Source organism: Enterobacter sp. AC1, from assembly GCF_050434705.1.
Taxonomy (GTDB): domain Bacteria; phylum Pseudomonadota; class Gammaproteobacteria; order Enterobacterales; family Enterobacteriaceae; genus Enterobacter; species Enterobacter cloacae_L.
In genome coordinates this window covers 590,871-613,267 of record NZ_JBNDIZ010000003.1, presented here as the reverse complement: position 1 = coordinate 613,267, position 22,397 = coordinate 590,871, and the positions used below count along the sequence as shown (strand labels likewise).

The 22,397-nt window shown below is 58.1% G+C and carries 20 protein-coding genes; 9 read left to right on the top strand and 11 right to left on the bottom strand.

Features of this window, described 5'->3' with window-relative positions; genetic code table 11:
- The first annotated feature begins 1 nt into the window (after nucleotide 1).
- Nucleotides 2–826 (top strand): 5-deoxy-glucuronate isomerase, encoded by an 825-nt coding sequence (iolB, locus tag M2433_RS12620; RefSeq protein ID WP_429053989.1) that lies wholly within the window; start codon nucleotides 2–4, stop codon nucleotides 824–826.
- Here iolB and M2433_RS12615 read toward each other — a convergent pair.
- Complete coding sequence (locus M2433_RS12615; protein ID WP_429053993.1) at nucleotides 792–2,006, bottom strand: MFS transporter; 1,215 nt, start codon at nucleotides 2,004–2,006, stop codon at nucleotides 792–794. The two genes, iolB and M2433_RS12615, sit on opposite strands and share 35 nt — an antisense overlap.
- 115 nt (nucleotides 2,007–2,121) lie before the next feature.
- Between M2433_RS12615 and M2433_RS12610 the strand changes: the two genes are divergently transcribed.
- Entirely contained in the window at nucleotides 2,122–2,565 is a 444-nt protein-coding gene (locus M2433_RS12610) for a winged helix-turn-helix transcriptional regulator (protein WP_225285264.1), read from the top strand.
- A gap of 10 nt (nucleotides 2,566–2,575) precedes the next feature.
- On the opposite strand, the gene M2433_RS12605 is transcribed toward M2433_RS12610, so the two are convergent.
- The 3 genes from M2433_RS12605 to M2433_RS12595 are packed head-to-tail and all read right to left on the bottom strand — an operon-like array spanning nucleotide 2,576 to nucleotide 5,079.
- Nucleotides 2,576–3,319: an alpha/beta fold hydrolase gene (locus M2433_RS12605; RefSeq protein ID WP_429053996.1), complete on the bottom strand. Its 744-nt coding sequence runs from the start codon at nucleotides 3,317–3,319 to the stop codon at nucleotides 2,576–2,578.
- 11 nt (nucleotides 3,320–3,330) lie between these two features.
- Nucleotides 3,331–3,798 carry a DUF6130 family protein gene (locus M2433_RS12600; protein WP_429053999.1) on the bottom strand — a complete coding sequence of 156 codons (468 nt, stop codon included), beginning with the start codon at nucleotides 3,796–3,798 and terminating at the stop codon, nucleotides 3,331–3,333.
- A gap of 51 nt (nucleotides 3,799–3,849) precedes the next feature.
- Nucleotides 3,850–5,079, bottom strand: a complete 1,230-nt coding sequence (locus M2433_RS12595) for an MFS transporter (protein ID WP_429054001.1) — start codon at nucleotides 5,077–5,079, stop codon at nucleotides 3,850–3,852.
- 97 nt (nucleotides 5,080–5,176) lie between these two features.
- Between M2433_RS12595 and M2433_RS12590 the strand changes: the two genes are divergently transcribed.
- Complete coding sequence (locus M2433_RS12590) at nucleotides 5,177–6,067, top strand: LysR family transcriptional regulator (protein ID WP_429054003.1); 891 nt, start codon at nucleotides 5,177–5,179, stop codon at nucleotides 6,065–6,067.
- Here M2433_RS12590 and M2433_RS12585 read toward each other — a convergent pair.
- Nucleotides 6,064–6,252 (bottom strand): YfgG family protein, encoded by a 189-nt coding sequence (locus M2433_RS12585; protein WP_429054006.1) that lies wholly within the window; start codon nucleotides 6,250–6,252, stop codon nucleotides 6,064–6,066. The genes M2433_RS12590 and M2433_RS12585 overlap by 4 nt on opposite strands.
- A gap of 353 nt (nucleotides 6,253–6,605) precedes the next feature.
- On the opposite strand from M2433_RS12585, the gene M2433_RS12580 reads away from it, so the two are divergent.
- Entirely contained in the window at nucleotides 6,606–8,846 is a 2,241-nt protein-coding gene (locus M2433_RS12580; RefSeq protein ID WP_429054008.1) for an EAL domain-containing protein, read from the top strand.
- Between the two features lie 4 nt (nucleotides 8,847–8,850).
- On the opposite strand, the gene ppx is transcribed toward M2433_RS12580, so the two are convergent.
- The 4 genes from ppx to purM all read right to left on the bottom strand — a co-directional run bounded on the left by ppx (nucleotide 8,851) and on the right by purM (nucleotide 14,336).
- Entirely contained in the window at nucleotides 8,851–10,389 is a 1,539-nt protein-coding gene (ppx, locus tag M2433_RS12575; RefSeq protein WP_059311978.1) for an exopolyphosphatase, read from the bottom strand.
- Nucleotides 10,390–10,392: 3 nt separating this feature from the next.
- Nucleotides 10,393–12,453, bottom strand: a complete 2,061-nt coding sequence (gene ppk1 / locus M2433_RS12570) for a polyphosphate kinase 1 (RefSeq protein WP_045325961.1) — start codon at nucleotides 12,451–12,453, stop codon at nucleotides 10,393–10,395.
- Between the two features lie 207 nt (nucleotides 12,454–12,660).
- Nucleotides 12,661–13,302 carry a phosphoribosylglycinamide formyltransferase gene (gene purN, locus M2433_RS12565; protein WP_429054010.1) on the bottom strand — a complete coding sequence of 214 codons (642 nt, stop codon included), beginning with the start codon at nucleotides 13,300–13,302 and terminating at the stop codon, nucleotides 12,661–12,663.
- Nucleotides 13,299–14,336: a phosphoribosylformylglycinamidine cyclo-ligase gene (gene purM, locus M2433_RS12560; RefSeq protein ID WP_429054012.1), complete on the bottom strand. Its 1,038-nt coding sequence runs from the start codon at nucleotides 14,334–14,336 to the stop codon at nucleotides 13,299–13,301. The genes purN and purM overlap by 4 nt, the downstream gene beginning before the upstream one ends.
- 246 nt (nucleotides 14,337–14,582) lie before the next feature.
- Here purM and bglK point away from each other — a divergent pair, with 246 nt between their 5' ends.
- The 5 genes from bglK to M2433_RS12535 all read left to right on the top strand — a co-directional run bounded on the left by bglK (nucleotide 14,583) and on the right by M2433_RS12535 (nucleotide 19,933).
- Nucleotides 14,583–15,476, top strand: coding sequence for a beta-glucoside kinase BglK (gene bglK / locus M2433_RS12555; protein WP_429054013.1), 894 nt, complete (start codon nucleotides 14,583–14,585; stop codon nucleotides 15,474–15,476).
- 10 nt (nucleotides 15,477–15,486) lie between these two features.
- Nucleotides 15,487–16,917, top strand: coding sequence for a 6-phospho-beta-glucosidase (locus M2433_RS12550; RefSeq protein WP_429054015.1), 1,431 nt, complete (start codon nucleotides 15,487–15,489; stop codon nucleotides 16,915–16,917).
- Nucleotides 16,918–17,134: 217 nt separating this feature from the next.
- Complete coding sequence (gene upp, locus M2433_RS12545) at nucleotides 17,135–17,761, top strand: uracil phosphoribosyltransferase (protein ID WP_008501641.1); 627 nt, start codon at nucleotides 17,135–17,137, stop codon at nucleotides 17,759–17,761.
- A gap of 86 nt (nucleotides 17,762–17,847) precedes the next feature.
- Complete coding sequence (gene uraA, locus M2433_RS12540; RefSeq protein ID WP_047346718.1) at nucleotides 17,848–19,137, top strand: uracil permease; 1,290 nt, start codon at nucleotides 17,848–17,850, stop codon at nucleotides 19,135–19,137.
- A gap of 94 nt (nucleotides 19,138–19,231) precedes the next feature.
- Nucleotides 19,232–19,933, top strand: coding sequence for a DnaA inactivator Hda (locus M2433_RS12535; RefSeq protein WP_211438414.1), 702 nt, complete (start codon nucleotides 19,232–19,234; stop codon nucleotides 19,931–19,933).
- An 86-nt stretch (nucleotides 19,934–20,019) separates the two neighbouring features.
- Here the strand turns inward: M2433_RS12535 and M2433_RS12530 are convergent, their stop codons facing one another.
- Nucleotides 20,020–21,438, bottom strand: coding sequence for a leucyl aminopeptidase family protein (locus M2433_RS12530; protein WP_429054018.1), 1,419 nt, complete (start codon nucleotides 21,436–21,438; stop codon nucleotides 20,020–20,022).
- On the bottom strand, nucleotides 21,438–22,394 hold the full coding sequence (locus tag M2433_RS12525; RefSeq protein ID WP_429054020.1) for a N(4)-(beta-N-acetylglucosaminyl)-L-asparaginase: 957 nt from the start codon (nucleotides 22,392–22,394) through the stop codon (nucleotides 21,438–21,440). Before M2433_RS12525 ends, M2433_RS12530 begins: the two co-directional genes overlap by 1 nt.
- Between the last annotated feature and the right edge of the window lie 3 nt (nucleotides 22,395–22,397).

Here is a 22,397-nt window from a genome sequence, read left to right as displayed (position 1 = left end):
CATGTCACGTCTGTTATCACGCTGGCAGCAGCCGAACGGTGAGGGGCGCACCCAGTCCGTCACGCCGGAACGCGCCGGCTGGGGATATGTTGGCTTTGAGGCGTATGAGCTGCAGGAGGGGCAGCAGCTGACGCTGCCCGCCGTCAGCGAAGAGCGCTGCCTGGTGCTGGTCGCCGGACGCGCCTCCATCAGCACGCCTTCCGCGCAGTTTAACGACATCGGCGAGCGGATGAGCCCGTTCGAGCGCATCAAGCCGTGGGCGGTTTACGTCACCCCGCAGGAGACGGTCCAGGTGAAGGCGCTGACGAAGCTGGAGCTGGCGGTCTGCGCCGCCCCCGGCAAAGGCACGTACCCTACGCGGCTGATTGCCCCTCAGGATATCGACGGCGAAGCGCGCGGCAAAGGCCACAACCAGCGCTACGTGCACAACATTCTGCCGGAAGACAAGCCCGCCGACAGCCTGCTGGTGGTGGAGGTGTGGACCAATGAGGGCTGCACTAGCTCGTACCCGAGCCATAAGCACGACACGGCTAATCCGCCGCAGGAAACTTATCTGGAGGAGACCTACTACCATCGCCTCAACCCGGAGCAGGGGTTCTGCATGCAGCGCGTTTACACCGACGACAGAACGCTTGATGAGTGCATGGCCGTCTACAACCGCGATGTGGTCATGGTGCCGAAGGGCTACCATCCGGTGGCGACGATGGCCGGGTATGACAGCTACTACCTCAACGTGATGGCCGGGCCGGTGCGCAAATGGATGTTCACCTGGGAAGAGGACCACGCGTGGATTAATCGCGATTATCCCGCGAATGGCGGGCGCTGAAGCGGGTTAGCCACCAGAACACCAGCGCCAGCAGGCTGACCGAGGCGCCAAGCAGGCAGACGCCCGGCCAGCCGGCATAGGCATACGTCATCGTCGTGCCGAGTGCGCCGAGCCCGCTGCCGACGGCATAAAACAGCATGTAAAGCCCGACCAGCCGGCTGTGCGCCTCGGGACGGGTATGGAAAATCATGCTCTGGTTGGTGACGTGCAGCGCCTGACCGCCCAAATCGAGCAGTATGATGCCGATAACCAGGATCCCGAGTGAATGCTCCATCAGCGACAAGGGCCACCAGGCTAACAGTAAGATACTCAGCGCCGCCGCGCTGGTGCGTTGGGCATATCCCCGATCGGCCCAGCGTCCTGCCTGGCCAGCCGCCAGCGCGCCCACAGCACCAGCCAATCCAAACGCGCCAATCGCTGTATGCGAAAAGTTAAACGGCGGTGCGCTCAGCGGCAGCACCAGCGCGCTCCAGAAAACGTTGAACGATGCAAACATCAGCAGCGCCAGCATGCCGCGTATCTGCAGCACTTTTTCCTGCCGCAGCAGCGTGAGCATTGAGCCAATCAGGCGCGGATAGCTCATCGTGGCAGTGACGGCTGGCAGGGCGGGGAGTCGCCACCACAGAGGTAACGCAATCATGAGCATCAGCGCGGCAGCACAAAGATAAACCCCGCGCCAGCCAGCGATATCGCTGATGCCACCGGCAAAGACGCGAGCGAGCAGCAGACCTATAAACACGCCACCCTGTGCCGTGCCGACAACGCGCCCCTGTTCGTGGGGGGACGCGGCGCTGGCGGCGTAGGCGATCAGCCCCTGCGTCATAGCCGTACCCAGCATACCGGTCGCAAGCATACCGATAAGCAGCGCTGAAGAGGACTGTGCCATGCTGACGGAAACCAGCGCCACCACCAGAGCAATCAGCTGGATGGCCATGAGTCGTCGACGATCCACTTTGTCACCCAGAGGAACCACAAGCAAAAGGGCCAGCGCGCAGCCAATTTGTGTGGCGGTCACCACGCCGCCCACGGCCGCATGACTGATGCCGAAATCGTTCGCCAGCGCGTCAAGCAAAGGCTGGGCATAGTAGACGTTTGCCACGCTTAAGCCGCTGGCGGTGGCGAACAGCCAGACCATGCTGCGCGGCATGTCGGCTGAAGGAAGGGCTGACGTCAGTGACATGTTCAAAATCCTCGCCTGTGATAACCTGGTTTCAAAATGAAACTAGTTGAATGCTAGGTTATGTGGTTTTAAAATGCAACTAGTTATAGGGTGGCCTTTGCGAGGAAAACAGGTAATGTCCCGGAAAACGGTAAAGGAGGAATATTGTCCCGTTGCCCGCAGCGTTGATCTGATCGGGGATCGCTGGTCGCTTCTTATTGTGCGAAATGCGTTTGACGGCATGACGCGCTTCGGGGATTTTCAGCACAGCCTGGGCGTGGCGCGCAACATCCTTTCTGACCGGCTTCGCAAGCTGGTTGAGGCGGATATCCTGACGTTACAGGGGGCATCAGACGGCACGGCTTATCAGGAATATGTCTTGACCGACAAGGGAGAAGCGCTTTTCCCCGTGGTCGTGGCGCTGCGTCAGTGGGGAGAGCAGAATCTGTTCGCGCAGGGCGAGCGCCACTCGCTGCTGGTCGACAGGCGGACGGGCAAGCCGGTTCCCTTTATGGCGCCAGCAGCGCATGACGGCACTGCGCTGCTGGCGATGGATACGGAAGTGCAGAAGATCGAATGAGTCACTCCGGTTAATTGCTGCTTATCGCCTGCTCAATCGTCCGGGCAACGATCTGCGGCTGGCTCACCATCGACACGTGGCTCGCCGCCACCTCGGTGGTTTTCGCGTGGATCGTCTTCGCCATTGCGCGTTCAAGCGCCGGATTAATCATCCGGTCATTCTGACTCACCACATACCAGCTCGGTTTGTTGCGCCACGCGGCGTGAGTCACTTTTTCTGCGAAAGCGTCGCCCTTTATTGGCCCCTGCGTGGCCGCAATGGTCTGTTGTTCATTCGGTTTCACGTCAGGCGCGAAATCCTTCCTGACGGCGTCCGTTGGCAGATATAAATAACCGTCCGCCGTTTTGGCGATGCCCGCGCTGCCCGGCGGCGCGGGGTAGCTTCCCGCTACATCCGCCGTCGACTGGCCGGAGTCCGGCGTGAACGCCGCCACGTAAACCAGCGATTTTACCCGCGCATCGTTGCCCGCTTCGCTAATCACGGTGCCGCCCCAGGAGTGGCCTACCAGCACCACATCCCCCTGGGCGCGGGCGATGGCCCGCCGGGTGGCGGCAACATCATCTTTGAGCGACGTGAGCGGCAGCTGCACGGCAATGACCTCTGCGTGCTGTTTCTGCAACAGGGTTATCACCTTATTCCAGCTGCTGCCGTCGGCAAACGCGCCGTGCACCAGCACAACGCTGGTTTGACTCTCCGCAAAGGCGCTGGCGGACAGCGCCAGCAGGCCTGCCGTCAGTACAGTCAGTGCTTTCATTCTGAGGCTCCTTAAAAATGGTGGACCGCCGCGTGGGGCGGAACGGTGAATTCAACGGTTTTGCGATCGAGCGGCTTATGCGTCGGGTCGGCCAGAATAATCGTCACCTTGTGCTTGCCAGCGGGCAGCCCCACCAGGATCACCGGCTCTCCGCTGGCGTCAGCCCAGTGCCACGGCGCGTCATCCACCACCACGTGAATGTGTCCGATGCGCGGGGCGACCCTGAGCGCATCGGGCCCGAATACCGGCTCGATGCGCAGGTTTTCGGCCCGATACTGAATAAACACCGCGCCTTTGCTCAGCGGGCCGGCAAGGGGGGGATCGACAATCAGCTTTGCCGGCGGCTGCGGGCGTTCCAGCGGGGCAACGGCGGCGGGGCCATTCACGTCGGCGGCGCTCAGGTTGTCCAGGGGCGCGGCCCAGGCGCCGCTGGTCGACGTCAGAGCCAGTAGTGGGAACAGTAAATAACGGCGAATCATCGGTGTGTCTCCTCATTGGTTCGACATGATGTCAGACACAGATAACCGTTTTTATGTATCGGAGATATTTGCCGGAGGGGGCGTTTTGTACCCGTTTGTCAGCGTGGCCTGCTGGATACAGTGCGATACAGTTTGCCTGCCGGGACGGCGCACAATCGCTATCGCCAGCCCGGCAATCACCAGCGTCAGCCCTGTTGACACCCACATTGCGCCAGCGATCCCCAGCGTTTTGTTGAGCCACGCATAGGCAAACGGTGAGGCTGCCGCCATAAGCTGGCCGGGGATAAGCAGCATGCCCGTTCGGCGGGCATAGCTTTCCGCGCTAAACAGCGCCAGCGGCAGGGTGGCTTTAACGATGGTAACCAGCCCGTTGATGGCCCCATAGCCCAGCACAAAACCGGCCGCGCACCAGACAAACAGGGCGCTGCTTATCCCCAGAAGAAAACAGAGCGGCATGGCGAGAGCGGTAACAAGCGTTAATGTGAAGGGGGTGACGCGGGTACCCGTCAGCACCTCCAGGGCGCGCGCGCCCGTCTGGCCGAATCCCCACAGCATCCCGATAGCGACCGGCAGGCCAAAGTGGGCAATAAACTCCGGCAGATGGGTGGATGTGCCGTTAGAGACAAAGGTGATGAGGGCAATGAAGGCGGCATAGAGCCAGCTGTTACGCCGCTCGTTGTCCAGAGGCGGCGCGGTGACCTTTGTCGTCACCGTCAGCCGCTGCCGGGGAAGCGTTCGAATCAGCACCGCGCTCAGCAGGCCAAAGAGGGCATAGACGCGCAGCGCATCCTGCCAGCTCATGATGTGAAGCAGGCCATCGCCCAGCGGCCAGAAAACGGCTGAGGCCAGCCCGCCCGCCAGCGTGACGCGTGAAATCGTTCTTCGCGCCTGCTGTCCGTAGAGGTTCACCAGCGCGGCGAACAGCGCATCGTACAGCGACAGGCGCATCCCGACGCCGGTGACCAGCCAGGCGCAGTACCAGCCAACAAGCGTCTGGGTATACGCCATCCCCGCGCAGCTTATGGCGATCAGCAACGTGCCGCTTATCACCACCTTCTGGCCGCCAAAGCGCGCCAGCAGACGGGCGACAAACGGGGAGACCGCCGCCATCACCAGCATCGCCAGCGTCAGGCCGAGGTAAATCTGCGTTGATGACCATCCCCGGTCGGCTGAAATGGCCAGCGCAAAGGTGCCGGGCATATAAAACGAGATCCCCCAGTTGATGAGTTGATTACATCCCGCCGTGAGGGCGAGTCGGCGAGGCAGGGCAGGTGTTTCCATTGTTTTTCATTCCGCTGTGCAGTTGTCCTGAGCATAACTCGCGCGGTATTGTGCTGGCAGGGCAGCAACCTTATGCGCGGTATAAGAGAAACTTTGAATGACGACGCTTAATCTGGGCTATCTCGCCACGTTCCGTCTGGCTATCCAGCGCGGCAGCTTTTCAGCGGCAGCGGATCTGCTGGGCATTTCCCAGCCCGCTGTGAGCCTGCAAATACGCCAGCTGGAGCAATTTCTGCAAACGCGGCTGGTGGAGCGTACCGGGCGGGGCATTAAGGCGACCGATGCCGGGCAGGCTTTACTGGCGCACGGGGAGCGTATTCAGCAGGCGGTGGATGAAGCCATCCGCTCCGTGAGCGCGTTCAGCCACGACGTGAGCGGCACCATTACGCTTGGCACGGGAGCAACGGCCTGCATTCATCTACTGCCACCGCTGCTGGAACAGCTACGCCGCGACTTTCCGCTTCTGAGCGTGGGGGTGACGACGGGCAACACCCTCGACATCGTCAGGGCCATCGAAGAAAACCGTCTCGATATGGGGCTGGTGACGTTGCCGGTGAATGGAAGAGGGCTGGACGTTATGCCGGTGATGGACGAGGAGTTTGTCTTTATCGCGTCGCGGGAGCAGCAGGATGCATTCAGGGATTTAACTCCGGAAGCGCTGCACGCTCAGCCGCTGATTGCCTTTGAATCCGGCAGCGGTACCCGGGCGCTGATTGATGGCTGGTTTGCGTGCAATGGGTTAACGATCGCGCCGGTGATGCAGCTTGGCAGCATAGAGGCGATCAAACGGATGGTTCGCGCGGGGCTGGGCTACAGCATTGTGCCGCGCATGGCGGTCAAACAGGTTGCCGATCGCGACGGGCTGTGCGTGATGTCGCTGACGCCGGTGCTGCAGCGGCAGCTGGCCGTGGTGATGCGGCAGGACAAAATCCTGAGCAAAGGCATAGCAGGCATTATTCGGATACTGCAAAATCCTCTGTCCGCCTAGCGGTCAGCGGTATCGACGGTCAGGCTGGATTGCTGTGACTGGGTTTTATCCTGATGGTGGTACCAGGCGCCAATCGAAGAGTAAACGAAGCGGCCAAAGAAAAACAGGAAGCTGATGAGCAGTATGATGCGGGTCATTCGGGTGTTAAATCGATGTCGTTTGCGTATACGCGTGGCCTGACTCACTCTGTTTTTCCTGGGTATGCCCATTTGGGCGATGAGGATATTAAGGCACAGCGGGAAGAGGGGGTCAATTCTGCTGTGTGTAAATAACCGTCAATGTTTACATTAATTATTGTTATTGAATTTAATTAATGCATTTACCATATTGATAATATGAAGAAAATTATTTCAAAAAAATCGCCATAAAAAATTATTTGCGTAAATTAGTTTGATTTAAGTCAACGGATTCCCGGCCCTGATATTTAAAATCCTTCCTCCACACTGTTCGCCCCGCACGTTGCCGGGCAGCGCGTACGTCAGGTTGGATGCCTGTCTTCATTTTCCCTCTGGAGCGATAGGGGTTTAACCGGGCATCTATGAACATTCTTGCTTTCCTGATAAAAAATGAAAACCGCTGGTGGGCATTGCCGCTTATTTTGCCTGTGGTTTTACTTCCCATACTGAGCGTCGCGAATACGTTCACGCAGCTGGGCGACGGTATTGCGGCACTCTATTATTTGCCCCTCTCGTTTTTGCTTTCGCTGATGATGTTCTTTGGCCTGGAAGCCCTTCCTGGGATCGCGCTGTCGCTGTTTATCCGCTATTACCCGTCGGTCGGGATGTTTGAAACCGTCGCCGGTATGCTCCATTTTATCATCCCTTTAGTGCTCAGCTGGGGCGGTTACCGGGTGTTTGCGCCCCGACGGAATATGACGGCTTACGGCGACGTCCGGCTGATGGCGCAGCGCATCTTCTGGCAGGTCTTCTGCCCCGCGACGCTGTTTCTGGTGCTGTTTCAGTTTGCGGTCTATCTGGGCGTGTATGAGAGCCGACAGAGCCTGGCGGGATTAAACCCTCTCAATATTCGCACGCTCATTAACTATCAGGCGCTGCTGGTCAGCGGGCTGACGGGCGTGCCGTTGAGCTATCTGCTGATCCGCCTGATTCGCCATCCGCGTTATGTCAAAAGCCTTGTCTCGCAGATCCGTTGCCAGATAGACAAAAAGGTGACGATCGTCGAGTTTTTACTGTGGGCGATTGCGCTTGGCGGGCTGCTTTCGCTGCTGCTGCTGCCGATGAATGAAAACAGCTCTATTTTCACCACCAACTACACCCTGTCGCTGCTGATGCCGGTGATGCTCTGGGGCGCAATGCGATTTGGCTATAAGCTGATCTCGCTGATTTGGACACCGGTGCTGCTGGTGTCTATTCACTATTTTTACCACTATATCCCGGTGAACCAGGGGTATGACATTCAGCTGGCGATCACCTCTTCCAGCTACCTGGTCTTCTCGTTTGTGGTGATTTATATGTCGATGCTGGCGACTCGCCAGCGCGCCGTGAATAAACGCTCCCGCAGGCTGGCGCTGCTCGACCCGGTCGTGCACATGCCTAACCTTCGGGCCTTGACGCGCGATCTGGCGAAGAACCCGTGGTCGGCGCTCTGCCTGCTGCGTATTCCGGAGCTGGAAATTCTGGGCCGAAATTACGGCGTGCTGCTGCGTATTCTGTATAAACAGCAGCTGGCGCAGTGGGTTAACGGCACGCTCCAGCCCAATGAGCAGGTGTACCACCTTACCGGGTATGACCTGGCGGTGCGACTTAACGCGGAATCACACCAGCAGCGGATTGAGGCCCTGGACGATCATATCAAACAGTTCCGCTTCGTCTGGGACGGCATGCCGCTGCAGCCGCAGGTTGGCGTGAGCTACTGCTATGTACGGTCTCCGGTTAACCATCTCTATCTGGTCCTGGGGGAACTCGGGGTGGTTGCCGATCTGTCGCTCTCCTCCAACCATCCGGAGAATCTTCAGCAGCGTGGTGCGGTCCATTTGCAGCGCAGCCTGAAGGATAAGGTCGCAATGATGAGCCGCCTGCAAAAGGCGCTCGATAACAACGAATTCACCCTGCTGGCGCAGCCCGTTCGCGGCCTGCGTGGCGATCGCTATCACGAAGTCCTGCTGCGGATGCCGGATATCAACGGGGTATTGATCTCTCCCGATCAGTTCTTGCCCGTCGCGCAGGAGTTTGGCTTGTCCTCGCGGGTGGATTTATGGGTGCTGGAGAACACCCTGCGCTTCCTGGCCGCGCATCGCGAAAGGCTGCCCGGCCAGCGTTTTGCCATTAACCTGGCCCCGTCAACCGTTTGTCGGGTGCAGTTCCCGCTTGAGGTCAGCCGCCTGCTGGCGAAATACGCCATTGAGCCGTGGCAGCTGATTTTTGAGGTGACCGAGTGCAGCACCTTCGGCAGCGGGGAGCAGGCGCTACACATCCTCCAGCAGCTGCAGAAAATGGGGGTACGCATTGCGATTGATGATTTCGGCACCGGGTACGCGAGCTATGCGCGGCTGAAAAGCGTAGATGCGGACATACTCAAGATCGACGGCAGCTTTATCCGCAATATCGTCAATAACAGCCTGGATTACCAGATAGTGGCGTCGATCTGCCATCTGGCGCGCATGAAGAAAATGCTGGTGGTGGCAGAGTATGTTGAGACCGAAGAGATACGTAGCGCGGTTCACGCGCTAGGCATCGATTACGTGCAGGGCTATCTGATTGGCAGGCCGGCACCGCTTGAGTCGCTGCTGGAAGCTGAGACGTCCTCCGTGGACGCCTGAGCCATTACGCGGCGACGTCGGCGCTCTCTTCTTCGATTTTGAGCAGCCAGCCGGTGACCGCTTCCCAGTACTGCTGCTCTTTTTCCAGGTCCAGCAGGACCAGCGCGTTCTGGCTAAACCAGTCGTGCGGGAAGCTCAGCGTCCAGTGATGGTCGTCGGTTTTCAGCTTCAGCGTTGGCGGCGTGGTGGTGGCCTGACGCTGGTTATTGAGCAGCACGCCCAGGCGCAGCAGCTGAATCATCGGCAGGAACTGCTTCTTCTTGAACAGCGTGAAGCGCGGCAGATCGTCGAGCTTGATGGCTTTACGGTGATAGCGCACCAGGGTTGCCATCATGGTTTGCTGCTCCTGGTTGAAGCCGGGCAGATCGCTGTTTTGCAGAATATAGGCCGAATGGCGGTGCATCCCGCTGTGGTTAATGTTCAGACCCACTTCGTGCAGCATCGCGGCCCATTTCAGCAGGGCGGCAAGCTGCGGATGGGCCAGCTTAGGGTTCTGCTCCTGCCACTGATCGTACATTTGAACGGTCGTTTCCAGCACGCGCTTCGCCTGTTCACGGTCGATGTTGTACTGGTTTGCCAGGCTTTGCGCGGTGCGGCTGCGGATATCCTGATGGCGGAAGCGGCCTTCCATCTCATACAGCACACCTTCACGCAGCGCGCCGTCAGAAAGACGCAGCTCTTTAATGGCCAGCGCATCAAACACGCCGCAGAGGATAGCCAGACCCGGCACGAAGACCGCTTTGCGCTCGTCGGAAAGACCCGGCAGGCTTAAGGCGTCGAAGCTTTTATGTTTCAGCACTTCTTCGGTAAGCAGCGTCAGGCGCTCGGGCGTGATAAACCCGTCTTTTTCGCCCATCGCCAGCAGCACTTCATGCGCCGCTTTGATGGTGCCTGACGCGCCCAGCGCGACGTTCCAGCCCTGAATACGGTACTGCCAGGCCAGGTTTTCCAGCTTCTGGACAGCGGCCATACGCGCGCGCTGGAAATTTTCACGGGTGATGGTGCCGCCCGGGAAATACATCTGCGCGAAGCTGACGCAGCCCATACGGCGGCTTTCCACCAGACGCGGCTCAAAGTCTTCACCGATCACCAGCTCCGTAGAGCCGCCGCCGATGTCGATAACCAGCTTGCGCCCTTTTTCCGGCTGGGTGTGTTCCACGCCCATGAATATCAGACGCGCCTCTTCGTTTCCGGAGATGATCTCAATCGGGTAGGGGATCACTTTTTCGGCCCGCTTGAGGAACTCTGGCGCGTTCAGCGCCTGGCGCAGGGTGTGGGTGCCCACGATGCATACGCTGGAGGGCGAGAAGCCCTGCAGGCGTTCGGCAAACAGCGACAGGCAGTTTAACCCACGCTCCATTGCCTCTTCGCTAAGCATGCTGCGCTCGTCAAGGCCATCCGCCAGGTGCACGCGCTGCTTCAGACGACCGATGATCTGCAGCGCGCCATCCACCTCACGGGCGATGACCATGTGGAAACTGTTAGAACCAAGATCGACCGCGGCGAATTCCTGCGGGCGTGGGGTCTTATCATTTATCGGCATAGGTTAATCGGGTTGCTCGAGTGATTTGATATAGTCGTAAATCGCCAGTTGCGACCGCACTTTACGACGGTTGCCGCGCGGTACGTAGCGGTTACTGAGTTCTTTGTCGATATAGCGTGCTTTCACGGTATCGCTGAACAGAATCTCGATGATGTCGAGGATCTGCTGCTTCAGACGCGGATCCAGCAGCGGTGCCGCGACTTCAATTCGGTAGTCAATATTGCGCGTCATCCAGTCTGCTGAAGAGAGATAGACCTGTTTATCACCCGCATTATCAAAAATATAGACCCGATCGTGTTCCAGGTAACGGTCAACAATGCTGATCACGCGAATATTGTCGCTGATGCCTTCCAGTTCCGGGATCAGGGAGCACATGCCGCGGATCAGCAGGTTAACCGGCACGCCGGAGCTGGACGCCGCGTACAGCCTGTCCACCAGCCCTTTGTCGACCAGGTTGTTGAGCTTCAGCGTGATGCCGGACGACAGCCCTTTCTGGGCATTGGCGATCTCTTTATCGATCATATCGTACAGCAGGCGGCGCGAGTTCTGCGGCGACACCAGCAGATAATCGAAGCTCACCGGCCGGTACGGGTTCTCAATAAAGTTAAATACGCGACGCACCTCGTTCGTGATGCGGGCATCGGCGGTCAGCAGCGAGTAGTCGGTATAAATTCGCGCGGTTTTCTCGTTAAAGTTCCCGGTACCGATGTGGGCATAACGCACGACATCATCGCCCTCTTTACGGGAGATCAGGAACAGCTTGGCGTGAATTTTCAGCCCCGGCGCGGAGAAGATAACGTGAACGCCCGCTTCCGTCAGACGGCGCGCCCAGTGAATGTTCGCCTCTTCGTCGAAGCGCGCCTGCAGCTCAACCACCACGGTGACTTTTTTGGCGTTGTGCGCCGCATGGATCATCGCATCGATGATGCGGGAATCTTTTGCCACGCGGTAGATGTTGATTTTGATCGCCAGGACGCTCGGGTCGAAAGAGGCCTGACGCAGCAGTTCCAGCACGTGCTCGAACGTGTGGTACGGATAGTAGAGCAGGACATCGCGTTCGCGAATGGCGTCGAACCCGTTGCGGAATTTATCAAACCACAGATGGCGCAGGCGCGGCAGCGGCTTGTTGACCAGATTGGCTTTGCCGACGTTCGGGAAGCCAATAAAGTCTTTAAAGTTGTGGTAGCGGCCACCCGGCACGATGGAGTCATAGCGCGAAATGGTCAGCTTCTCGCGCAGCATTTCCACCATGGCGTCCGGCATATCGCGCTGATAAACAAAGCGCACCGGCTCGGCCGTCAGACGCTGTTTGAGGCTGGAGGACATCAGCTCCATCAGGCTGGCTTCCATCTCGTGCACCAGGTCATATTCGGCGTCACGGGTCATCTTCATCGAGTAGGCGTTTAGCGCGTCGTAATCGAAGAAGCCTTTAAAGATGTCGTCCAGGCAGTAGCGCAGGATGTTATCCAGCAGGATCATTGGCTTGCGTCTGCGTGGGGTTTCCGGCGGCAGGTTCACAAAGCGTGGCACCTTGTCGGACGGTATCTCCAGCAGCGCGTAACGGATAGACTCACCGCGAATGATCTCCACCGCCAGGTAGGTGTAGTCATCTTTCAGGAACTGCACCAGATCGGTTTCGCGGTTGATCAGAATCGGGGTAATGTGCTGGCGCAGATAGTGTTTGAAGTAGTGGCGCAGCCAGTTTTGCTGGTTAACGGAAAGCTGGCGTTCGTTAATCAGGAAAATTTGATTACGCGCCATTTCCAGCAGGAGTTCGTTATACAGGCCGTCAAATTCCTGATCGGCTTTCAGCACGCGGGACTGGATTTTGCCCAGCAGATGACGCGAGTGAGAGTTTAAGCCCTGTTCTTCGCTAATGATGATGCGTCTTTTCAGCTCGGCAAAGCGAACCTTATAGAACTCATCCAGGTTGTTGGAATAAATGCCCAAAAAACGCATGCGCTCGATCAGCGGGTTACTTTTGTCAGCCGCTTCCTGGAGTACACGTTCGTTGAATGCTAACCAGCTTAGCTCTTTCTCGATATATAACTTTTCCTGACCCATTACAGCTCACACTCCAGTTCAATCACAGGACGTGGTAAATCCGTCTCGTCCTTATTATGGCGAGCATTTCCACGATATGTCCAACAGTGCCAGAAAAGTATGACAGTTATTTTTTTTGTTGGGGATTTTAGAAGGTTGGAGAAGGGGATATCGGGTAATGCAATGTTAAGGTCGGGTAAGCGCAGCAGCACTACCCGACATAACCAACTACTCTTCCGCCGCATAACCCTGCGGGGGTAACTTAACGCCATCCAGCCATGCTGCGCCGTCGCGCATCGCCAGACGTCCGTCAACAAACCAGCTGACCACCAGCGGATAAATGGCATGCTCCTGGCTCTGCACGCGTTCGGTCACGTCTTCTTCGCTGTCGCCGTCAAAGACCGGGACTTTCGCCTGCAGGATCACCGGACCGCCGTCCAGCTCGTCGGTAACGAAATGCACGGAGGTGCCATGCTCTTCATCGCCGTTTTCCAGAACCTGACGATGGGTGTGCAGGCCGGGATATTTCGGCAGAAGCGAAGGGTGAATATTCAGCAGACGGCCGGCGTAATGCGCGACAAAAGCCGGGCTCAGAATACGCATATACCCCGCCAGCACCACGACGTCAGGGGCGTAGGCATCAATCTCCTGAACCAGCTCGCGGTCAAAGGCTTCGCGACCGGCAAACTGGCTGGCTTCCAGCGCGTGCGCGGGAATATTCGCTTCCCGGGCGCGCTCAAGGCCGAACGCATCGGCCTTGTTGCTGAATACTGCCCGAATGGTGCCGTTGATTTTCTTCTGTTTGCAGGCGTCAATTATCGCCTGCAAATTGCTTCCGTTGCCGGAAATGAGCACCACGATGTTTTTCATTCAATGACCACACGCTGTTCGGAATCGGAAGCTTTAATCGTACCGATTTTCCACGCGTTTTCACCTTTCTCTGTCAGCAGCTTAACCGCTTTGTCCGCTTCGCTTGCCGGCAGGGCGATAACCATACCCACGCCGCAGTTAAAGGTGCGATACATTTCGTGAGAGCTCACGTTGCCTGCGGTCTGCAGCCAGTTGAAGACGGCCGGCCACTGCCATGACGATTCGTCGATCACCGCCTGGGTGTTATCCGGCAGCACGCGCGGGATGTTTTCCCAGAAGCCGCCGCCGGTCAGGTGAGCGATAGCGTGAACGTCGACGTTCTCGATAAGCTCAAGCACGTTTTTCACGTAGATGCGGGTCGGCGCCAGCAGATGGTCGGCCAGCGGTTTACCTTCAAGCTCGCTGGTCAGTGGGTCGCAGCCGCTCACCTCAAGGATTTTACGCACCAGAGAGTAGCCGTTAGAGTGCGGGCCGCTGGAGGCCAGGGCGATCAGCACATCGCCATCGGCCACTTTGCTGCCGTCGATAATTTCTGATTTTTCTACCACGCCGACGCAGAAGCCTGCGACGTCATAATCTTCGCCGTGATACATGCCCGGCATTTCCGCGGTTTCACCGCCGACCAGCGCACAGCCTGACTGCAGGCAGCCTTCGGCGATGCCGCTAATCACGCTGGCTGCGGTATCCACGTCCAGTTTGCCGGTCGCGTAATAATCGAGGAAGAACAGCGGCTCTGCACCCTGAACCACCAGGTCGTTTACGCACATCGCGACCAGATCGATACCGATCGTGTCGTGACGTTTTAAATCCATCGCCAGGCGCAGCTTTGTGCCTACACCGTCAGTACCCGAGACCAGAACAGGTTCACGATATTTTTGCGGCAGCGCGCACAGTGCGCCGAATCCACCCAGACCACCCATCACTTCCGGGCGGCGGGTTTTTTTCACCACACCTTTGATTCGGTCAACCAGCGCATTACCTGCGTCAATATCAACACCGGCATCTTTGTAGCTGAGAGAAGTTTTGTTGGTCACGGCTCAAGTCCCCACGCGATTGCATAGCTAGTAAGAAAAATCGGCGCAATTCTAACAGTCCAGGCAAACGTTTGCGAGCCTATTCTCGGCGAGAGGATTTTTTTTTCTGTTGCGTCCCGGACGGCGCGCAAACTTGACTCCGTTCACGAAAATGAAACCGGTTTCGGCGATCTGCTTGCAAGCGGTTAGCGGAATGAACATCATAAACTGAAACCGGTTTCAGTTTCATTCAGGAGGGATGAAGGCATGAACATCGCCGCATTTGATATTGGTGGCACCGCATTAAAAATGGGTATCGCGACAGGGCAGGGAGCGCTGCTGCAGAGGGATAAAGCCGCCATTAAGAACAGCGACGGCGAGGCTATCCTTTCGCAGATGCTGAACTGGGTAGCGGCCCATCCCGGGCTTGCGGGGATCGCCGTTAGCGCGCCGGGGTATGTGAATCCGCATACCGGGTTTATCGAGATGGGCGGGGCAATTCGCCGCTTCGACCAGTTTGCGATGAAAGCCTGGCTTGAGGCGCAGGCGGGGTTACCGGTCACTGTCGAGAATGACGCTAACTGCGTGCTGCTGGCGGAGCGCTGGCAGGGCAAGGCGACGGATATCGACAACTTTCTGGTGCTGACCATCGGTACCGGGATCGGCGGGGCGATTTTCTGCAACGGCAAACTGGTTCACGGGGCGCGTTTTCGCGCCGGAGAGTTCGGCTACATGCTCACGGAAAGGGCGGACTCAAGACGCGTTGCCCGCCACTCCATGAATGAAAACTGCACGTTACGCACCCTGCGTAAGCGTTATGCCGATTGTCACGGGCTGGCGCTGGATGACGTGACCGGCGAAGCCATTTTTGACGGTTATGACGCAGGCGACGCCGCGTGCCGCCGCCTGGTGGATGATTTTCTTAACGGCATTGCGACGGGTCTCTACAACCTGGCGAATGTTTTCGATCCGCAGACCATTTTCATTGGCGGCGGAATTGCGGAGCGGCCCGGGTTTATGGATTTGCTCCGCACCCATCTCGCGTGGTTTGGCATCGCGGATATCGCCGATGTTGTCAGCCACGGCAACCGCGCCGGGTTAATTGGCGCGGTTTACCACTTCAGACAGCAGTATCCGTCAGCAATCCGCAACATCGAATGAGGGAAAGAGTATGTCAGGATTTAAAGCAGGTTTTCTGTGGGGCGGCGCGGTTGCCGCGCATCAACTGGAAGGCGGCTGGAAAGAGGGCGGTAAAGGGGTGAGCGTCGCCGACGTCATGACCGCCGGCGCGCACGGCGTACCGCGTGAAATCACCAACGGCGTGCTGCCAGGGAAAAACTACCCGAACCACGAAGCCATTGATTTCTACCATCGCTATAAGGAAGACATCAGACTCTTTGCCGAGATGGGGTTCAAATGCTTCCGTACCTCTATTGCCTGGACGCGTATTTTCCCTAAAGGGGACGAGCGGGAGCCTAACGAGGCGGGCCTGAAGTTCTATGACGATCTGTTCGACGAATGCCTGAAATACGGCATCGAGCCGGTTATCACGCTCTCTCACTTCGAAATGCCTTTCCATCTGGTCACGGAGTACGGTGGATGGCGCAACCGCAAGCTGATCGACTTCTTCGTTCGCTTCGCACACGTCGTTTTCCAGCGCTTCCAGCATAAAGTGAAGTACTGGATGACCTTCAACGAGATTAACAACCAGGCCAACTTCCACGAAGACTTTGCGCCGTTCACCAATTCCGGGCTGAAGTATGAGCCGGGCGAAGACCGCGAGCCGGTGATGTTCCAGGCCGCGCACTATGAGCTGGTGGCGAGCGCCCTGGCGGTGAAGGCGGGGCGCGAGATTAACCCGTCGCTGCAGATCGGCTGCATGATTGCCATGTGCCCTATCTATCCGCTGACCTGCGCGCCGGACGATATGATGATGGCGATGAATGCCATGCACCGTCGTTACTGGTTTACCGACGTTCACGTGCGCGGCAAGTACCCGCAGCATCTGCTCAACTACTTTGAGCGTCGCGGCTTCGCGCTGGATATTACCGAAGAAGATAAAGCGGCGCTGACGCAGGGCTGCGTGGACTACATCGGCTTCAGCTATTACATGTCTTTCGCCACCAAAGCGACGGCAGAGAATCCGCAGCTTGACTACGACGAGAGCAAGAGCCTGGTCTCTAACCCGTACGTGCAGAAATCCGACTGGGGCTGGCAGATTGACCCGGTAGGGCTGCGCTACTCCCTGAACTGGTTCTGGGATCACTACCAGCTGCCGCTGTTCATCGTTGAGAACGGCTTTGGCGCTATCGACGTGCAGGAGAGCGACGGCACGGTGGACGACCAGTACCGCATTGACTACCTGGCCGCACACATCCGCGAGATGAAAAAAGCGGTGGTGGAAGATGGCGTAGACCTGATGGGGTATACCCCGTGGGGCTGTATCGACCTCGTTTCTGCCGGCACGGGCGAAATGAAAAAGCGCTACGGCTTTATCTTTGTCGATAAAGATAATGAAGGAAACGGCACGCTGAACCGCAGCAAGAAGAAGTCGTTCGACTGGTATAAGCAGGTGATTGCGAGCAACGGCGATAACCTGTAATTGTCGGGTGGCGCTAACGCTTACCCGACCTACACTTTCCGTAGGCCCGCGTAAGCGTAGCGCCACCGGGCAGAACCTCGCACTCAAGCCGGAGATATACCTCCGGTTTTTTTATCTTTGCTTGATCGCTGTCAAGCAAGATGGGTATGGCCTAATCCGTAAAAAGCGGTATAATCCCGCGATTTTTTTGCGGATGCCACCTCAGAGGAGAAAGAGAATGAAGATTGTGGAAGTGAAACACCCACTCGTTAAACACAAGTTGGGCCTGATGCGTGAGCATGACATCAGCACGAAGCGTTTTCGCGAACTGGCCTCTGAAGTCGGCAGCCTGCTGACCTACGAAGCAACCTCCGATCTGGAAACAGAAAAAGTCACCATCGAGGGCTGGAACGGCCCGGTGCAGGTTGAGCAGATCAAAGGGAAGAAAATTACCGTTGTGCCAATCCTGCGTGCCGGTCTCGGCATGATGGAAGGCGTGCTGGAGCACGTGCCAAGCGCGCGTATCAGCGTGGTCGGGATCTACCGTAATGAAGAGACGCTGGAGCCGGTTCCTTACTTCCAGAAGCTGGTGTCTAACATCGACGAGCGTATGGCGCTGGTGGTTGACCCGATGCTGGCGACCGGCGGTTCAATGATTGCTACCATCGACCTGCTGAAAAAAGCGGGCTGCAGCAGCATTAAGGTGCTGGTACTGGTTGCGGCACCGGAAGGGATCGCGGCGCTGGAAAAAGCGCACCCGGACGTTGAGCTGTATACCGCATCTATCGATCAGGGGCTGAACGAGCACGGGTACATCATCCCGGGGCTGGGCGATGCCGGCGATAAGATCTTTGGTACGAAATAATCGAATAACGATAAATAAGCCGACTTTGATAGTCGGCTTTTTTTTGAATAAAACACCAACAACAATACTACTCAGAGGAAAACACTATGACGCGCCGTGCTATCGGGGTGAGTGAAAGACCGCCGCTTTTACAGACTATCCCGCTTAGTTTGCAGCACCTGTTCGCCATGTTTGGCGCAACCGTGCTGGTGCCAATCCTTTTTCACATTAACCCGGCTACCGTGCTGCTGTTCAACGGTATCGGTACGCTGCTGTACCTCTTTATCTGTAAAGGCAAAATCCCGGCGTATCTGGGATCGAGCTTTGCGTTTATCTCGCCGGTTCTGCTGCTGCTGCCGTTGGGTTATGAAGTGGCGCTGGGCGGGTTTATCATGTGTGGCGTCCTGTTCTGCGTGGTGTCCTTCATTGTGAAGAAAGCCGGTACCGGCTGGCTGGACGTCATGTTCCCGCCTGCCGCGATGGGCGCCATCGTTGCGGTCATCGGTCTGGAGCTGGCGGGCGTGGCGGCGAATATGGCCGGTCTGCTGCCTGCTGACGGTCAGTCACCGGATACCAAAACCATTATCATCTCGCTGGTGACGCTAGGCGTAACGGTGTTTGGCTCCGTACTGTTCCGCGGCTTCATGGCGATTATCCCGATCCTGATTGGCGTGCTGGCGGGCTATGCGCTCTCCTTCGCAATGGGCGTGGTGGATACCACTCCCATCGCTCAGGCGCACTGGTTCGCCCTGCCAACCTTCTACACCCCGCGCTTCGAATGGTTTGCTATTTTCACCATTCTGCCTGCGGCGCTGGTGGTGATTGCGGAGCACGTCGGCCACCTGGTGGTGACGGCGAACATCGTTAAGCGCGATTTAATCCGCGATCCGGGCCTGCACCGCTCCATGTTTGCGAACGGCTTCTCGACCATTATCTCCGGGTTCTTTGGCTCCACGCCAAACACGACCTACGGTGAGAACATCGGCGTGATGGCGATTACCCGCGTCTACAGTACCTGGGTTATCGGCGGCGCGGCGATCATTGCTATTCTGCTCTCCTGCGTGGGTAAGCTGGCGGCCGCTATCCAGATCATTCCGGTGCCGGTGATGGGCGGCGTCTCTCTGCTGCTGTACGGCGTGATCGGCGCGTCCGGTATTCGCGTGCTGATTGAATCCAAAGTGGATTACAGTAAAGCGCAAAACCTGATCCTGACCTCCGTTATCCTGATCATCGGCGTGAGCGGCGCGAAGGTGCACATCGGTGCGGCCGAGCTGAAAGGCATGGCGCTGGCGACCATCGTTGGCGTGGGCCTGAGCCTCATCTTCAAGCTGATCTCTGTGATCCGCCCGGAAGAAGAGATACTGGACGCTGACGACAGCGAAAAAGCGTCACACTGATCGTTTAACCGGGCGAAGGATCGCCCGGTTCTCTCCTTGCAGGTTCCGTGTTAAACTCCGTTCCGATTTTATGTAAGATCTGGTTGAGGTACTTCTGAACGGACCGGCACAGCTCTCTCTGCCACTCTATCTCCCTGACGACGAAACTTTCGCGAGTTTCTGGCCGGGTGATAACCCCTCTTTACTGGCTGCACTGCAAAACGTGCTGCGCCAGGATCACAGCGGATACATCTATATCTGGTCACGCGAAGGCGCGGGGCGCAGCCACCTGTTGCATGCCGCCTGTGCGGAGCTTTCCGCGCGGGGTGATGCGGTAGGCTATGTGCCGCTGGATAAACGTACCTGGTTTGTGCCTGAGGTGCTGGAGGGAATGGAACACCTCTCGCTGGTCTGCATCGATAATATCGAATGCGTGGCGGGGGATGAACCGTGGGAAATGGCAATCTTCAACCTCTATAACCGCATTCTGGAATCGGGCAAAACCCGGCTGCTGATCACCGGCGATCGTCCGCCGCGCCAGCTTAATCTTGGTCTACCTGACCTGGCGTCTCGTCTGGACTGGGGACAAATCTATAAGCTCCAGCCGCTGTCGGATGAAGATAAGCTTCAGGCGTTACAGCTTCGCGCAAAGCAGCGTGGGTTTGAGCTGCCGGAGGACGTGGGCCGTTTCCTGCTCAAGCGTCTGGACCGGGAAATGCGCACGCTGTTTGATACGCTCGATCAGCTCGATCGCGCCTCCATTACCGCCCAGCGCAAGCTGACCATTCCGTTTGTGAAAGATATTCTCAAGCTTTGAGTTTTTTGCCGGGTGGCGGCTGCGCCTTACCCGGCCTACAAGGGCCGAGCGGTTTTCGTAGGCCCGGTAAGCGTAGCGCCACCGGGCTAGAGATCGTCCATCAGGTGCTCCACCAGCAGCGGAATCGGCCTCCCCGACGCCACGCTTCGTCCGCTTTCACGCCACAGCGCCGTTCCGCTGATATCCAGATGCGCCCACGGAATGGTCGGCGGGCAGAAGTGATGCAGCAGCCACGCCGCCGAGGCGCTGATCGCCGCATTGTTGGTCGGGGTGTTGCACAGATCGGCGATGGCGCTGTCGGTCTGCTTTTTCAGCCGCGCGTCCAGCGGCAGGGACCACACCTCATCGCCGCTCCGTTTACCCGCCTGCGTCAGCGCCGCACGCAGCGGTTCATCCTGGGTCATCAGCCCGCTCAGCTCATACCCCAGCGCCTTCACCACCGCACCCGTTAGCGTCGCCATATCAATAATATAGCGCGCCTGCGGATGCCGCTGGCTGGCCCAGGCAATCGCGTCCGCCAGCACCAGCCGGCCTTCGGCATCGGTATTATTGATTTCTACCGTAGTGCCGTTGCAGGCCCTCGCCACCGTGCCGGGCTGCATGGCGTCCGGACCTATGGCGTTTTCCGCCAGCGCCAGCACGCCCATAATGCGAACGGGAAGGCCAAGCTCTGCGACCGCGAGCATCAGGCCCAGCACGTTTGCCGCCCCGCACATGTCATATTTCATGGTGTACATGCCTGCACCTTCCTTTAGCCACAGGCCTCCGGTATCAAAGGTAATGCCTTTTCCTACGTAGCAGCGCACCGGGCCGTCAGAAACACCGTCATAGTGAATCGCCAGCAGCCGCGGCGGGCAGGAGGCACCTTTGCCGACAGCATGAAGGAGCCCCAGGCCTTGCTCAATAATATCTGTTTCGTTGAGCACCTCGCACCGCAGGGCGGGGAAGGGGGCACACCGTTTTTGCGCCTCTTCGACCACAAACTGCGGCGTGCAGCGGTCGGAAGGGGTATCCGCCAGACGACGCGCGCAGACCATACCCCTGGCGATAGCCTGCTGCTGGCGGAAGATAGCCTCCAGCTTGTCCTGCTGTTCCGGCAGGCAGAGCGCGGTAATCTGCTCAAGACGAACGTCGCTGGCGGTTTTCTTCAGCTGCAAATCGCTCAGCCTGTGCGCCTGGTTAAAGAGAAAACGCAGCACCTGTACCAGCACAACGTCATCGATATGGGTAACGTCTATGACCACATCCGGGCTGACGGGAGAGGCCAGCAGCGGGCGCAGCGCCGAGAGCAATCCTTCCGTCAGGCTGTCCTGCCAGAGCGTATCGGGCAGCAAAGAGATCCGGGTAAAAGGCGCGCAGCCAAAGCGCGTGTCCGCGATGGCGTTCTGGTCGCGCATTTCAGCGATAAGCGCCGTATCCGGCAACAGGCTGCAGGAGGCGTGGGCGATTAAATGGCTTTTGGGCTTCGCGTCTGACAGCGCGGTGATAAATTGACAGGTAATCATCATTGTTCCTCAATCGGCGCGCGGATCCGCGCGGCGTAGTCCTGCATCCATTCGTCATCCACGGCGTGATAGTGCGTTCTCTCCTGCTGGCGCTCGGTGCGAAATACGGTAAGCGGCTGGCGGGCGGTGGCGACAACAAACGAGAAGGTTTTGATGTTCGTCGCCGCGCCGAACTCGCCTTTGTTATTCATGCACACCACGGAGAGATCGCCCACGCGGCCAAAGCGCGACATCAGCCTGTCCTCCAGCTCGAACACCACCGAATCCGCCGCCTGCTGCGGCGTCATGCCCTGCGCCATGCGGCGAACAATTTCGTAGCTGGTACAGCCCTTCATCAAATCTTCCCCTACGCCCGTGGCGGTTGCGGCGCCGGTTTCGCTGTCGCAGTAAAAGCCGGAACCGATAATCGGCGAATCGCCGAGTCGGCCGCGTTTTTTCATAAACAGGCCGCTGGTGGAGGTGGCGACGCTCATCGACCCCTGTTTATCGAGGCCGATAATGCCGACGGTATCGTGCCCGTCGTACGGGCTTAAGCCTTTATCCAGCGTCTCCCGGCAGCGCTTGCGGTAATGCTGCATGGCGCGGTCGGTGAGCATGGTTTTGTCCGCAAAGCCCTGGCTCAGCGCCCATTCGCGCGCGCCCTGGCCGACCAGCAGGCTGTTATAGCGCTGGCGGCTAAGCGCCTGCGCCACGCGTACCGGGTTGGCGATATCCACCAGATTGCCCACGGCACCAAACGCTAGCGTGTCGCCGTCCATGTAGGCGGCGTCCAGCTCAACCTCGCCATTTTCGGTGGGCAGTCCGCCGTAGCCGACGGATTTGTAAAACGGAAAGTCCTCGACGGCGGCAACGGCATCAACCACTGCCGCAGAGACCGGTTTTCCCGCAGCCAGCGCAGACGCCGACTCCGTGACGCCTTCAAGCGCCATTCGCCAGGTGGCGATAATTCCCCACATGCT